Source organism: Sphingomonas fucosidasi (assembly GCF_036663855.1).
In the GTDB taxonomy this organism is placed as follows: domain Bacteria; phylum Pseudomonadota; class Alphaproteobacteria; order Sphingomonadales; family Sphingomonadaceae; genus Sphingomonas; species Sphingomonas faeni_B.
Genome location: NZ_JAXOJR010000007.1, coordinates 155,551 through 171,256 on the forward strand (window position 1 = coordinate 155,551; position 15,706 = coordinate 171,256).

Genomic DNA, 15,706 nt, shown 5'->3' on the forward strand with positions numbered 1-15,706 from the left:
TTTCGGGACGGTACGCTTGCTGGTGACTCGCCTGCGGCTTTGGTAAGCAACCCGTCAAGACATCCGGCGTTTGCGCGGGATCGGGTGGCGGAACCAGGGAGACGGACATGCGGAGCCTTTTGATCGCGAGCGCAGGGCTTGCCATCGCCGGTGACGGCGCAGCGCAGGCCCAGCAGCGCCCCGGCGCCAGCTACGGCGTGCCGGGCGCGACGATGCAGGCACCGATGGCAGATCCCCGTCGGCCGGGACCGATCGCCGCGCGTCCGCCCATCGTTCACACGTCCTCTCGACCGGTCGAATCGCAGCAGGTCGCACCGCGTCGCCAGCCGCGTTGGGGCAGCAAGATCGGCGGGCGCTGGTGGGGTGGTGCCAACGCGCCCGGCGGCTGGGCGGGATACCGTCGCCCACATCGCGGCTGGGCCGTGCCGACCTATTGGAACGCACCGCGCTTCTACATCGGCGACTGGTCGACCTACGGCCTTTCGCAGCCGCCGCAGGGCTATAACTGGGCGCGCTATTACGACGACGCGGTGCTGATCGACTCGCGCGGATCGGTCTATGACACGGCGAGCGACATCGATTGGGATCGCTCCGACTCGAACGGGTACGTCGCGATCAGCCCGCGCGACTATGCGGCCAGCGACTCGGTCTATGCCGGCCCAGGCGACCGCGGCTACGCTTCACCTTACGACGACCGCGGTGCGCCTCGGCGCGACACCGGGTTCGGTGGTGCCGCGATCGGCGCGGTCGCCGGCGGCGTCGCGGGCAACGTCATCGCTGGGCGCGGCAATCGCCTTGGCGGTACGCTGGTCGGCGCGGGCGTCGGTGCGGCGGCAGGCTATGCGATCGACAAGACCGAGGACCGGCGCCGTCCCGCGCCGCCGCCGAGGGCAGGGTACGGCGCTGGCTATGCGCCGCCGCCGGCTTACGCTGGCTATGCGCCGCCGCCAGCTTACGCTGGCTATGCGGAACCGCCGGCTTACGAACCGGATTATGCGCCGGAGGAATCCTACGGGGGCGATTATCCGCAACCGCGTGGCTATGCGGCAGCACCGGGCGGCACATGGGTTTCGCCCGACGGCATGACGACGGTGACGACGACCGGCGGCAGCGTCTATCCGGCCGGTTCGACCACCATCATGGTCCAGTCCGCGCCGATGGTGACCACGACGACCACTACCACCGACTATTACGACGCCGGATCGCACGCCCCGCGCAAAGCCTGGCGCAGGCGCACGCAGCGGAACTGAGACTGCCGCCGATCGCACGCAGGTTGGCCGGAAGCGCGCCGTCTCGCGTATCGTCTTCACGCCGGGTCTTCGACTAAGCATCGGAGCCTCGCGCGGTTATGCATCGTGCCGCAGGCGCGTTCGCATTTGGCATGCGGCGCCGTCCACCTTGGCGTTCGTCCGGAGCGACGCAGGGTCAACGTAACCGAGCAATCCGGTTGATCCTTTACCCGAACAAGTCTGGCAGTCGGCACCCCGTGATATTCGCGCAGGTCGCCTTCGATTGAGGCGTGCCGTGGACATCATCGCACCTGACGCAGCCCGCAACAGACTTTGAATATAGAATACCGTATATTATATTTGACATAGTTTCGGTGACGTGATGGACTGCGCGCAACATCCAAACAGGGACGCGGGCAGTCATGACATATTTGGTCAAGAAACTACGGGGTCGGGCGGGCGTCGGGGCCATGGTCGCGATGCTGCTCTCGTCCAGCGCCTATGCGCAGGTTTTGCCTGCGCCGGAGCCGAGCGATGGAGCCAGCGCTGGGCCGAGCGTCGATGACGTAATCGTCGTGACCGGCACGCGCATCCGCCGCCCCGATCTGCAGAGCAACAGTCCGATCACGTCGGTGACGGACCAGGAGATCAAATATCAGGGCGCGGTCAACGTCGAGAGCGTGCTGAACCGCCTGCCGCAGTTCACCGCCGACGCTAACGAGAACGTCTCGAACGGCTCGGACGGCACCGCCAACATCAATCTGCGCAACCTCGGCTCCAACCGGACGCTCATCCTGCTCAACGGCCAGCGTTTGCTGCCGCAACAGGCGATCGATCTGAACTTCGTGCCCTCCGCGCTGATCGACCGGGTCGACGTGGTGACCGGCGGCGCGTCGGCGGTGTATGGGTCCGACGCTGTGGCGGGCGTGGTCAACTTCGTGCTGAAGGATCACCTCGACGGGTTGCGGATCGATGTGCAGGCCGGGCTCGGCGTGCACACCAACGACAACGGCGCGGTGCGCGATATCATCAACACGCGCGGCTATGCCAATGCGCCGCGCCGCGTCGCCGATGGCGGCAAGCAGGACATCAACGCGGCGTACGGCAAGAACTTCGCCGATGGTCGCGGCAACGTCACCGTCTATGGTGGGTATCGTCACACCGATCCGGTGTTGCAGGCGAACCGCGACGTTTCGGCCTGCGCGCTGAACCAGGCGGACGATCCCGGCACGGGTCTGGTCTGCGGCGGATCGAGTAACTCGCCCTACGGCACGTTCGCCCCGCTCGGTGGGCCGAATGCCGGCAAGACGCTGACCAACGCCATGAACGGCACGCAGACCTGGGTGCCCTACACGTCCGCCTACGCCTATAACTACTCGCCGACCAACTATCTCCAGCGGTCCGACGATCGCTACATCGGCGGTGCGTTCGCCAAGTTCGAGATCGCGCCGATCGCCGAAGTCTATGGCAGCTTCATGTACATGAAGGACCACACCTTCTCGCAGGTCGCACCATCCGCGCTGTTCCTGGGAACGAGCTTCACCGTGCCGTGCGACAACCCGCTGATGAGCGCGGCGCAACAACAGTCGTTGTGCGGCGCGACCGCCGGGACATCGGCGACGCAGGACACGCTGATCGGCTACCGGCTCGGCGACGGGCAGTCACGCCGCGACGACCTGCGCCATCAGGATTACCGCTACTCCGCCGGTGTGCGCGGCGATCTCGGCCACGGTTTCCAGTACGACGTGAACTATTTGCATTCGTTGGTGAAGTTCAACGAGACGTACATGAACAACGTCGACAATGTGAAGGCGCAGCGCGCGCTCGACGTGGTCAACGTCAACGGCGTACCGACCTGTCGTTCGGTGATCGACGGCAGCGATCCGGCCTGCATACCCGTCAACGTGTTCCAGCCCAACGCCATCACCGACACGCAGGCCGCCTATCTGTTTTCGGAGAGCAACACCGCGTCGCGCAATGCGCTCACGGTGATCTCCGCGAACGTCAACGGCGATCTCGGCACGTTCGGCATCACCAGCCCCTGGGCCAAGCGTGGCGTCAATATCGCGATCGGCGCCGAGCGTCGCCGCGAGACGCTGAACTACACCGCGGACGCGGTGGCTGAACAGGGCGGCGCGACCGACTCCGACGGCCGCATCACCGTCAACGAAGCGTATGGTGAGATCGAAATTCCGATCCTGCAGAACCTGCCGTTCGCGCATGCGCTGACCATCAACGGCGGCCTTCGCTATTCGGCGTATCGCAACGACCAGCAATCGACCGGACTGAAGTCGAAATACAATGTCTGGACCTACAAGGGTGAAGCGAGCTGGGCGCCATCCGAAGATGCGCGTCTTCGCTTAAGCTACAACCGCGCGATCCGCGCGCCTAATATCGGCGAGCTGTTCGGATCGCGATCGATCGGCAACGTCGCCGCGCAGGATCCGTGCTCCGGCGCATCGCCGACCGCATCGCTCGACGTGTGCCGGCTGACCGGGGTGACGCAGGCACAATATGGCAGCATCATCGAATGTCCGTCCGATACGTGTTCGGCACAGTTTGGCGGGAACGTCGCGCTGAAGCCCGAAAAGGCGGACACCTATACCGCGGGTATCGTGCTGACCCCGCGGATGCTGCGCAACTTCACGCTGACCGTCGATTATTTCCACGTGAAGGTGAAGGACTATATCAGCTCGGTCGATCCATCGCTCGCGATCAGTCAATGCGTGGCCGGCGGCGATCCGTTCTATTGCGGGCTGTTCACGCGCGATCCGCGCTCGGGCGCGATCTTCGGCACCAATGGCTATATCGTCTCGACGACGTACAACACCGGATCGCTGACGACCTCCGGGGTCGACATCACCGCCGATTACACGTTCGGCATCGGCGCGCTCGGCAAGATCAACCTCAACCTCGTCGGCACGCGCCTGATCGAGCAGGCCGCCGAACCCTTGGCGGGGCTGGGCAGCTACGATTGCAGGGGGCTGTACGGCTATACCTGCGGCCAGCCCAATCCGACATGGCGGCATGCGATGCGGACGACCTGGCAGATGCCGCAGGGTGCATCGGTATCGGTGTCGTGGCGCCATACCGATGCAGTCACGCTGTCGTCGCTGTCCGACAACAGCTTCCTTGCCGGCACGCCGAGCGTCATTAACAAGAAGATCTCGGCCTATAATTACATTGATCTCGCCGGTACCGTCGCAGTCGGGCGGGGGCTCCAGTTGCGCGCCGGCGTCAACAACCTGTTCGACAAGGATCCACCGGCGATCGCGGCCGGCATCCTGTCGTCGTTCGGTAACGGCAATACCTATCCCGGCGTGTACGATACGCTGGGGCGGACGATGTTCGTTGGCGCCACGGTGAATTTCTGACGGTGACCGCTGGGGTAATGGTATGACGAGCTTGGTCCGCCGCGACGTTTTGAAGACGGGCGGCGTGACCGCGCTTGCTGCGATCGTTCCCGCAATGCCGATCGCTGCGGCGGGGACGTCTCCCTCGGTCGGCCCGCGCGAGATCGTCTCGCTCGGGACCGGGTGGCGGTTTCATCTGGGGCACGCGAGCGATCCGGCGAAGGATTTCGGCTTCGGCCGTTCGCACGATACCTATGCCAAGTCGGGCGATGTCGGCACGCCGGTTGCCGAAGCGAAATTCGACGACAGCGCTTGGGAGTCAGTGACGCTGCCGCACGACTGGGCAGTCGACCTGCCGTTCGCGCAGTTCGGACCGGCGGGAAGCGAGGCGGATCGTACCGGTGCGTTCCAGGGGTTCAAGCCGGTCGGGCGGATGTGGCCGGCGACCAGTGTGGGCTGGTATCGTCGCGTGATCCCGTTGGCCAAGGCGGACGCGGGGCGGCGGTTGCTGCTCCAGTTCGACGGGGTGGCGCGCGATTGCGTCATGATCCTCAACGGCTTCGTCGTGGGATCCAACGAAAGTGGCTATGCGCCGTTCGAGATCGACGTCACCGACTTTGCGAAACCGGGTGAGGACAATGTGCTCGTCATCCGCTGCGACGTGAGTCTGGGCGAGGCGTGGTCGTACGAGGGGGCGGGGCTCTACCGCGACGTGCGGCTGGTGAAAACGTCGCCGGTTCACGTCCGGCGTTGGGGTGCGACCGTGCGCTGTTCGGTTGATGCCAGGGGTGCGAGCGCTCGGATTGCGACCGAGATCGCGAATGACGGTGCGGCAAGCGAAGCGCGGGTACGGTCTACGGTCACCGGCCCCGACGGGAAGAGCCTGGTGCTGTTCGCGGATCCGCTCGCGCTGCCGGCTTGGGGCGAGACGACCGCGATGCAGGAGACGCGTATTGTCGCGCCTGCGCTCTGGTCGCTCGAAACGCCGCATCTTTACACGCTGGTCAGCGAGATCTTGGTCGATGGCGTGGTGGTGGACCGCGACACGTGCAGCTTCGGGATTCGCACGATCCGCTTCGATGCGAACCGCGGGTTTTTCCTCAACGGCAAGCCGGTCAAGATCAAGGGCACCTGCAACCATCAGGATCACGCCGGGGTCGGCTTCGCGGTGCCCGACAGCCTGCACGTCTGGCGGCTCGAACGGCTGAAGGCGATGGGCAGCAACGCCTATCGCTCGACGCATCATTCGCCGTCGCCCGCGATCCTCGATGCGTGCGATCGGATGGGTATCCTGATGATCGACGAGACGCGGCAGATGTCGAGCAATGTCGAGGGGCTGGGCCAGCTCGAACGGATGGTGCGGCAGGGGCGCAATCACCCAAGCATCATCATATGGAGCATCGGCAACGAGGAAATCCACCGCGGCACCGAAACCGGCGCGCGGATCGCCGAAACGATGAAGCGCAAGGTCTACGAATTCGACGGGACGCGGCCGGTGACGGAGGCGTTCAACGGCAAGTTCGGGGAGGGGGCGTCGCGCGTGCTCGACGTGATGGGGTGCAATTATTACCTCGACGCGATCGATCCGTACCACGCCGCGCATCCCGACATGCCGATGATCGGTACCGAGACGGGCAGCACGGTGATGACCCGCGGCGAATATGCGCGCGACGACAAACAGGGCTTCGTGCCCGCCTACGATCGCGAGTTCCCCAAATGGGCGACCACCGCGGAGACCTGGTGGAGTTTCTACGACGCGCGGCCGTTCCTCAGCGGTGGGTTCGTGTGGACCGGGTTCGACTATCGCGGCGAACCTACTCCGTTCGAGCGTTGGCCCGAGAATGTCTCGAACTTCGGGCAGATGGACCTCTGCGGCTTCCCCAAGGACAATTATCACTATTACCGCGCGTGGTGGAGCGGCGAGCCGGTGCTGCACCTGTTCCCGCACTGGAACTGGGTGGGGCGCGAGGGCCAGCCGGTCTCGGTGTGGGTGCACAGCAATTGCGAGGCGGTCGAGCTGGTCTTGAACGGACGGAGTCTCGGGCGGCAGGCGGTGGTGAAGAACACATATCTCGAATGGCAGGTGGCGTATGCGCCAGGGCGGATCGAGGCGCACGGGTATCGCGGCGGCAAACGCGTGATGCACGCGGTGCGCGAGACCACCGGCGCGCCGGCACGGATCGGCCTGTCGAGCGACCGGCGGCAGCTGGCGCCGGGCGAGGTCGCGGTCGTGCGCGTGGCAATCCTCGATGCGAAACGGCGCGAAATGCCTACCGCGTCCAATCGCGTGTCGTTCACGCTGACGGGCGATGCGACACTGCTTGGCGTCGGCAACGGCGATCCGCGGAGTCTGGAGCCCGATCATGCGACGTCGCGCTCGGCATTCAACGGGCTGTGCATGGCGCTGGTGCAGGCGGGTGCGAATGGCGGGCCGATTAGGCTCGAAGCGCGTGGCGACGGCCTCGCGCCGGCGATGCTGCCGCTCATCGGTCTGACCAAGGATATCCCATGACTGTACGTCGTTCGTCGCGGGCGCTCGCGCTGATCCTGTTGTGCGCTTCGGCGGCGGCGCAGGCCACACCCGACGAGGCCGCGTTTCGACGGTCGATCGGACTGCGTAAGGCGTGGCAGGATCTGACGCGCGAGGTCGCGTGGCCAGCGCGCTGGACACCGGACGGGGGGCGCTTCTCGTATCGCAAGACGGCAGCGGGCGGGTTCGCATTCGAGACGGTGGATGCGAAGACGCTGGCCAAGTCGGCGGCGTTCGATACGGCCAAGCTCGCGGCGGCGCTGGGCGATGCGCGGCACGAGGCGGTCGATCCGATGCACCTGCCGTTTGCCGCGTTCGACTATATGGAGGACGGCAAGGCGATCGCGTTCTCGCTGGACGAGACGCGGTGGCAGTGCGGGATCGTTGTGTATCGCTGCGAGGCGGCGGTCGATCGGAGCCGGCCGCGCGGATTTGGCGTGGTGCGCGATATGGCGGTGCCGGCGGACAACAGCCCGAAGGCTTCGCCCGATGGGATTTGGACCGCGTTCGTACAGGGCGACAACCTCGTCGTGCGCAAGACCGGCGACACCACGATCGTGCCGCTCAGCGTCGATGGAAGCGCGGGCGATTTCTACGATCCCGAGACGCTGCGCTGGTCGCCCGACAGTCGCCACATCATGATCTACCGCGTTCGTCCAGGGTATCAGCGGCGCGTCCTCCGCGCGGAGTCGTCGCCGCGCGACCAACTCCAGCCGAAGCTGCAAAGCCAGCTCTATCCCAAGCCCGGCGATGCGATCGACCAGGAACGGCCGGTGCTGTTCGACGTCGCCTCGCGACGGCAGACGGTGATCGACGCCGCGCTTTTCTCCAATGCGTACGAACTCTCCGCGCCGCGCTGGCGGAGTGACGGACGGAGCGTGGCGTTCGATTATGTCCGGCGCGGTTTTGGGCAGGCACGGATCGTCGCGGTCGATGCGGAGACGGGCGCTGCGCATGCCGCGGTGACCGAGGATGCGAAGACGTTCGTCTATGCCGATCGCCGCTATGCGCACGATGTCGGCACGGACGGTCGCGAGATCATCTGGGCGTCCGAGCGCGATGGCTGGAACCATCTGTACCTGATCGACGGTCGCACCGGGGCCGTGAAAAGCCGGATCACGACCGGCGACTGGGTCGTGCGCGACGTCATCACCGTCGACGATGCCAAGCGACAGATCGTGTTCTCGGCGAGCGGGATGAACGCGGGTGAGGACCCGTATTTCCGCCATGTCTACCGGATCGATTTCGACGGTCGCCATCTGACCGCACTGACGCCCGCCAAGGCGGATCACGACGCCCGGTTCTCGCCGGACGGGACGCTGTATGTCGACACCTATTCGCGCGTCGACCTGCCGACCGTCAGCGAACTTCATCGGTCGAGCGACGGTGCGCTGGTCGCGACGGTTACGAAAGGCGACGACAGCGCATTGCGCACGGCGGGGTTTCGGCCGCCCGAGGTGTTCGTCGCGAAGGGGCGCGATGGCAAGACCGACATCTGGGGCGTCGTCGTCCGCCCGCACGATTACGATCCGAGCAAGCGCTATCCGGTGATCGAGAACATCTATGCGGGGCCGCACGACAGTTTCGTGCCCAAGCAATATTGGCCGTTCGGGTACCATTCCGGCGGCGACAAGGTCATCGGCATGCAGGAGCAGGCAGACCTCGGCTTCATCGTCGTGCAGATCGACGGGATGGGGACCGCCAACCGCTCGAAGGCATTTCACGACGTCGCGTGGAAGAACCTCGCGGATTCGGGCTTTCCGGACCGGATCGCGTGGCACCGCGCGATGGCCGCGAAGGACCCATCCTACGATATCGGCCGGGTCGGCATCTACGGCGCGTCGGCGGGCGGGCAGAGCACGCTGAACGCGTTGCTGTTCCACGGTGATTTCTACAAGGTCGGGGTGGCCTATGCCGGGTGCTACGACAACCGGATGGACAAGATCAGCTGGAACGAACAGTGGCTCGGCTGGCCGGTCGATGCGAGCTATGCCGCCGCCTCGGGCGTCGATCATGCCGCGCAACTGACGGGCAAGCTGCTGATGATCGTCGGTGAGCAGGACAGCAATGTCGACCCGGCCTCGACGATGCAGGTGGCCGATGCGCTGATCCGTGCGGGGAAGGATTTCGAGCTGCTGGCGGTACCGGGGGGCGAGCATAGCGTCGGACGCTCGACCGGGCCGATCGACTATGTCGCGCGGCGGCAGTTTTGGTTTTTCGTGCGGGAGCTTGCGGGAGAGAAGGTGCCGGATTGGAATGCGGTGTCGCTTAATCCTCCCCTTTGAGGGGAGGTGGCAGCCCGCTTGGGCTGACGGAGGGGTGGCTCGCTACCGAGAGCGCGATACCCCTCCGTCTGGCAAGCGCCAGCCACCTCCCCCTGTGGGGGAGGATCAACTGGGTGACAGGGTGAGCTCGCTCGGAGCCGATCCCAGCGGAACGGTGTAGCTGCCGCGTTCGATCTGCGCTCCCCTTGCGGTGTACGGGCGGCCAGCCTTCGTTGTCGTTTCTACGAATACACGCGCGGTCGGATTGATCTTAGTCGCCGCATCGAGCGTCAGCGTGACCGCGCCGGTCCCCGGCGCATACGCCGCGCGCGCGATCTTCCCGGCTTCGAGCGTGATCCACAGTCCGGCGGGCGCGATGAACAGGCGGGTGCGGGCGCCGTCTTTCGGGGTGATGCTGACCGCGCCCGCCGTCTGGTCGACATTGCCGCCGAAGCCGAGCCAGCCAAAGGTCGCGTCCTTCACCAGATAACTCGCGGCGGTGATCGCGTGGCCGTAGAAGCCCATGCCGTAGTCGCCGCTATACGGATCCCATCGCATCATGTCGGGTGCGGAGTGGAACGCGGCCGACGAGAAGCCGTTGCGGTCGATGTTGGTGATGCCGCCCATCATGCCGCCATACGCGATCCGCAACAGCCGAAGGTCGGTCGGGTCGGCGCGGTAGGCGTCAAACAGCGGGACGGCGTTGAGCGTCGAGCCGTAGTGATGCAGCTGGCGTTCGATCCGCGGGTATTTGCCGCCGTAGAGGAAGTCCCAATAGCGCCGCGCATTGCCGTTATAACCCCAGCTCGGGATCGTCGGATCGTAGGCGAGGATCACCTGCCGCGTGACGTCCGCCTGCGGCTGATAGCCGAAATAGCGCATCCACGCGTAGACCTCGGGCTGGCCGGTCGAATCCCACGCCATCTCGCTGCCGAACGGATAGCGCAGCGTGCGCCAATGATCGGCGCGCTTCTTCATAAGGCGTTCCATTTCGGTCGCCTCCGCGGTCAGGCCCTCGCGCTTCAGGTCCTTGAGGATGTCGACGAACACGTCGCCCTCCATCAGCCCGAACTGCGTGTAATAGAGCGCGTCGCGCATCATCGCGGTGGTCGTCTGGTAGGCGTGGTCGAGATACCAGCGCCACGGATGTGCGGTGACGAGACCGGGATGGTTGCGCGCGACGCGGTACAGCACCCAGTGGCCGATCGCGACGTGCGGATAATTGTACGCGCGACCGAGATCGCCGGCGTCCTTCTTCGACCAGGAGGTCCAGGTCTTCCAGTCGACGGTCGAGTCGTAATAGCCGGGATGCGCGGCGGGATCGTAGTAGAACAGGCTCTTCCGGACCGCGCCGGCGTGCGGGCCGTCGGGGACTTGCAGGTCGCCCTGGATCGTCTCGTCGACGAGGCGTTGCAGCTTGGCGATCTCGGCGAGGTCGGGGTTGTCGAGCTGCTTCGCAATCGCCGCGACCCAGCTGCCGGCACCGCCTTCGTCGCTCATGCCCGAGATCCAGACACGAGGGTCCTGCGTGACCACCTTACCGGCCTCGCGGTCGTAGGTGAGGATCGCGGGGTTGCGGCCGAACGGGTCGGCTTTGTCCTCGTACCATTGTTGCATCGTCGAGAAGCGGCCGAGGTCGGCCATCGTTTGGTCGAGCGGTTTGGTGATGTAATAGCTGACGGTCTGGACGCTGCCGTCGGCGTAGGTGATCGCGAGCGTCGCACGGCCCCAGCCTTTGCTGCGGACGGTGTAGCGGGCCCAGCCTTTCGCGCCGGCGACCGGGGTTGCGACGAGTGCGCCAACCGGCATGCTCTCGACCTTGGCGATCGGCTGCGGGGTCTTCAGGAACAGCGCGGCTTCCTGATCGGTCGGGACGACGTAGCCGGGGATGCCGACCGCGACCGGGCGGTGGTTGGCAACGAGCGTGTCCTCGATCGCGGCGATCGACGGCGCGGTGACGAAGCGGACGCCGATCGTGCGCGCTGCGCCGGGGGCGAGCGTGAAGCTGGTCGGCGTGTTCCACTGTTCGCCAGCCTTGGCCCATTCCTTCTCGGCAAAGGCTTTGCTGGCGACGGTCCAGTCGTAGAAGCCTTCGGAGGTCTGGCCGCGCTTGCTGCGGTCGGTGAAGATGTCGCCCTTGGGCGCCTTGGCGGCTTCGACGATCGGGCGGTAGGCCTCGAGCGGGGCGCCTTTTTCGGGGAGTACCAGCAACGCGGGGCCGGCACCGTTGAGGCGGGTGACCTGGAGGTAGCCGGCGTCACGGCCGATATAGGGGTCGACGAAGCTCGCCTGCGCATGCGCCTGTTCGAGGCTACGGCCGGTGATGATGTTGTCGAACACCATCGGCAGGCCGAGTGCGCCGATCTCGACGGGGGCGCTCGTGGTGTTGGTCAGCGTGAAGCGGAGCGCGAGGACGCCGTGGTCGTCGATCCAGCGGCGCTCGACGCGCAAGGGACTGGCAGCACCGAGCGACGCGGTGATGTCGGCGGCGGCGAGCGTGGTGCCGGTCGCGGGCAGGCGGCGGATGGCTTTGCGATGCTGCGCGGAGGCGAAGTCGGTCCATGCGCCGCCGGGTGGCCGCACGCGGAGGTGGATGTCGCCGATATGGACATAGCCGTCGCCCGCGCGCTCGGCCTCGCGGGCGCCGGGGACGAAGTCGAAGCCGGGCTCGGCGGCGGGCGAGAGGCGGGCGAGCGTCTGCGTATCGCTACGGAGCGCGAGGCGGAAAGCGGGGGTGCGAATCGCTGTCTGCGCGATCGGGCGGTAACTGGGCTTGGCGGGCTTGGTCTGCGCATCGCCGGGCAGCGTCGTGGTCGTTGCCAGGAGCAGCGTCAGGAGGCGGAAGGCTGTCATGGCGTTGCTCGCTCGGGTCAAAGGTTAGGATAAAGTGTCACTTGCGCTGCTCTGTCGGAGGTATAGTATACGATATCCGAATGGAGATAAAGATGTTCGCAAACCGCCGGGATGTGTTGATGGGGACGACGGCTGTGGCGCTGTTGTCGGTGGGCGAACAGGCGTTTGGCAGGGGGACGGCCACGCTGCCGGCCAGAACGAAACCGCTGCCGTTGTCGGCGGTGCGGTTGCTGCCCTCGGCCTATGCGACCGCGGTCGAGGTCAATCGCACGTACCTGCTGCGGTTGAGCGCGGACCGGTTTCTGCACAATTTCATGGTCTATGCCGGGCTGCCCGCGAAGGCGCCAATCTATGGCGGATGGGAAAGCGACACGATCGCCGGGCATACGCTCGGCCATTATCTGACCGCGCTGGTGCTGATGCACGCGCAGACCGGCGATGCGGAGTGCCGTACTCGCGCGGATTATATCGTTGCCGAACTGGCGCGGGCGCAGGCGAAGCGCGGGACGGGCTATGTCGGTGCGCTCGGGCGCAAGCGGAAGGACGGCGGAATCGTCGACGGCGAGGAGATCTTCCCCGAAGTGATGCGCGGCGAGATCAAGTCGGGCGGGTTCGATCTAAACGGGTCATGGTCGCCGCTGTATACGGTGCACAAGGTGTTCGCGGGGCTGCTCGACGTGCATGGCGCGTGGGGCAACACGCAGGCGCTGACCGTGGCGACGGGCCTCGCGACGTATTTCGCCAAAGTGTTCGCGGCGCTCGACGATGCGCAGATGCAGACCTTGCTGGGTTGCGAATATGGCGGGTTGAACGAGAGCTATGCCGAGCTATCGGCGCGGACCGGCGACAAGCAATGGCTCGACGTTGCGGAGCGGCTGTACGATCGGAAAATGCTTGATCCGATGGTCGCGGGCGAGGACAGGCTCGCCAACTTTCACGCTAATACGCAGGTGCCGAAACTGGTCGGGCTGGCGCGGATCCACGAACTGAACGGCAAGCCCGCGCCTGCCAACGCCGCGCGGTTCTTCTGGAAAACCGTCACGCAGCATCACAGCTATGTGATCGGCGGCAATGCCGACCGCGAGTATTTCTCCGGGCCCGATACGATCGCGAACCACATCACCGAGCAGACGTGCGAGCATTGCAACAGCTACAACATGCTCAAGCTGACGCAGCATCTGTACGGTTGGCAGCCGGACGGCGCGCTGTTCGATTATTACGAGCGCGCGCATCTGAACCACGTGATGGCGGCGCAGAACCCGAAGACTGCGGGGTTCAGCTATATGACGCCGCTGATGACGGGCTCGGTCCGCGAGTATTCGACGGCGAAGGACGATGCGTTCTGGTGCTGCGTCGGCAGCGGGATGGAGAGCCATGCCAAGCACGGCGAGGCGATCTTCTGGGAGGGCGACGGCACGCTGCTGGTCAATCTCTACATCCCGGCGGAGGCGCGCTGGCAAACCAGGGGTGCGGTGCTGACGCTCGACACGCGCTATCCGTTCGAGCCGGAATCGCGGGTGACGTTGACCAAGCTGGGGAAGCCGGGGCGCTTTCCGATCGCGTTGCGCGTGCCGGGGTGGGCTGCTGGGCGTGCGACGGTGACGGTCAACGGTGAGGCGGTCGAGCCGGTGCTGGCGAAGGGTTATGCGATCGTCGAGCGGCGGTGGAAGGCGGGCGATGTCGTCGCGATCAGCGTGCCGCTCGACCTGCGGCTGGAGAGTGCACCGGGCGACGTCGACACGGTCGCGGTGCTGCGCGGGCCGCTGGTGATGGCCGCCGATCTCGGGCCGACCGAGGCGAAATGGGAGCAGGCGGATCCGGCGATGGTCGGCGCGGATTTGCTTGCCGCGTTCACGCCAACCGATCGCGCGACCTATGCGACAAAGGGGATCATCCGTCCGGCGGACCTGAATTTCGTACCGTTCTACAGCCAGCATGACCGGCGCAGCGCGGTGTATTTCAAGCGTTTCAGCGAGGCGGCGTGGAAGACGCAGGAGGCGGCGTTCCTGACCGATCAGGCGCGGCTGAAGGATCTCGCCGCGAGGTCAGTCGACGTGATGCACCTCGGCGAGATGCAGCCCGAGCGCGATCACGCGCTGACGTCCGAAATCTCGTATCCGGTCAGCTATCGCGGGCGGAACGGGCGCGACGCGCGGTCGGGCGGGTATTTCGAGTTCGCGATGAAGACGCGCGCCGGACTGCTGGTGTTGCAGGCGACCTATTGGGGCGACGAACGCGCGCGCGATTTCGATATCCTCGTCGATAACGTGAAGGTGGCGACGCAGCATCTGGAGGCGGACCAGCCGGGCAAGTTCTTCGATGTCGACTATCCGCTGCCGATCGGGGTGACCAAGGGCAAGGCGAGCGTGAAGGTGCGGTTCGTGCCGCATGACCGGTCGTCCGCCGGGCCAGCGTTCGGGGTGCGGATGGTGACCGCCAAGCCGGGTACGACCGCGTGAGCGACGGCGTTCACCTGACGCTCGACGAGGTGCGGGGGCTTGCGCGGAAGGTGTTGCTCGGCGCGGGCCTGTCGCAGGCGCATGCCGAGGCGGTTGCGGAGACGATGGTTGCGGGCGAGCGCGACGGCTGTGCGAGCCACGGCATCTACCGGTTGCTGGTCGCGGCGAACAGCATCGCCAAGGGTGTCGTCGCGCTCGATCCCGAACCGGTGGTGAGCGAACCGGCGCGCGCACTCGTGCGGGTGGATGGCGGCGGCGGGTTCGCGCAACTCGCGTTCGAGCGGGGACGGCAACGGTTGGCGGAGAAGGCGCGGGCGTATGGGATCGCTGCGCTGGCGTTGAACAACGTCGTGCATTTTGCGGCATTGTGGCCGGAGGTCGAGGCGCTGGCGGAGGACGGGCTGGTCGTGCTTGCGGTCACGCCGAGCCATGCCTGGGTCGCACCGGCGGGGGGTACCTTGCCCGTGTTCGGGACCAATCCGATCGCGTTCGGCTGGCCGCGGGCGAGTGGGCATCCTTTCGTGTTCGACTTCGCGACCAGCGCGGTCGCGCGCGGCGAGATCGAGCTGCATCGGCGCGCGGGGAAGCCTGTTCCCGATGACTGGGGCTATGATGCGGACGGGCAGCCGACGACCGACGCGGCGGCGGTGTTGAACGGCGCGATGCGGACGTTCGGCGGGCATAAGGGATCGGCGCTGGCGGCTATGGTCGAGTTGCTCGCGGGGCCGCTGATCGGTGACATGACCAGCCGGGAATCGCTGGAGGCCGACGCCGCGCGTGACGGATCGCCGATTGGTGGGGAGTTGATCATCGCGATCGATCCTGCCGGGTTCCTCGGCGATGCGGTTGCCGAGCACCTCGCGCGCGCGGAAGCGATGTTCGCGGCGATCGAGGGGCAGGGCGCTCGGCTGCCGTCGCAGCGGCGGTATGCGGCGCGGGCGCGCAGTCTGACCGAGGGGGTGGTTATACCCGCCGCCCTGTACCGCGACATCATGGCGCTGGTTCCAGGAGAATGACG

General features: G+C 66.0%; 7 protein-coding genes. 6 read left to right on the forward strand and 1 reads right to left on the reverse strand.

Annotated features, from left to right (window positions below; all coding sequences use genetic code 11):
• Positions 1-107 precede the first annotated feature (107 nt).
• The 4 genes from U1737_RS14075 (at position 108) to U1737_RS14090 (ending at position 9,397) form a co-directional block, all read left to right on the forward strand.
• The gene (locus U1737_RS14075) at positions 108-1,250 is read left to right on the forward strand and encodes an RcnB family protein (RefSeq protein WP_332797205.1); all 1,143 of its coding nucleotides are present in this window, start codon (positions 108-110) and stop codon (positions 1,248-1,250) included.
• Positions 1,251-1,651: 401 nt separating this feature from the next.
• Positions 1,652-4,603, forward strand: a complete 2,952-nt coding sequence (locus tag U1737_RS14080) for a TonB-dependent receptor domain-containing protein (RefSeq protein WP_332797206.1) — start codon at positions 1,652-1,654, stop codon at positions 4,601-4,603.
• A 22-nt stretch (positions 4,604-4,625) separates the two neighbouring features.
• The gene (gene galA, locus U1737_RS14085) at positions 4,626-7,094 is read left to right on the forward strand and encodes a beta-galactosidase GalA (RefSeq protein ID WP_332797207.1); all 2,469 of its coding nucleotides are present in this window, start codon (positions 4,626-4,628) and stop codon (positions 7,092-7,094) included.
• Complete coding sequence (locus U1737_RS14090) at positions 7,091-9,397, forward strand: DPP IV N-terminal domain-containing protein (RefSeq protein WP_332797208.1); 2,307 nt, start codon at positions 7,091-7,093, stop codon at positions 9,395-9,397. The genes galA and U1737_RS14090 overlap by 4 nt, the downstream gene beginning before the upstream one ends.
• A 105-nt stretch (positions 9,398-9,502) precedes the next feature.
• Here the strand turns inward: U1737_RS14090 and U1737_RS14095 are convergent, their stop codons facing one another.
• Complete coding sequence (locus tag U1737_RS14095; RefSeq protein ID WP_332797209.1) at positions 9,503-12,229, reverse strand: DUF5695 domain-containing protein; 2,727 nt, start codon at positions 12,227-12,229, stop codon at positions 9,503-9,505.
• Positions 12,230-12,321: 92 nt separating this feature from the next.
• On the opposite strand from U1737_RS14095, the gene U1737_RS14100 reads away from it, so the two are divergent.
• Complete coding sequence (locus U1737_RS14100) at positions 12,322-14,688, forward strand: beta-L-arabinofuranosidase domain-containing protein (protein WP_332797210.1); 2,367 nt, start codon at positions 12,322-12,324, stop codon at positions 14,686-14,688.
• Entirely contained in the window at positions 14,685-15,704 is a 1,020-nt protein-coding gene (locus tag U1737_RS14105) for an Ldh family oxidoreductase (RefSeq protein ID WP_332797211.1), read from the forward strand. Before U1737_RS14100 ends, U1737_RS14105 begins: the two co-directional genes overlap by 4 nt.
• Positions 15,705-15,706 lie beyond the last annotated feature (2 nt).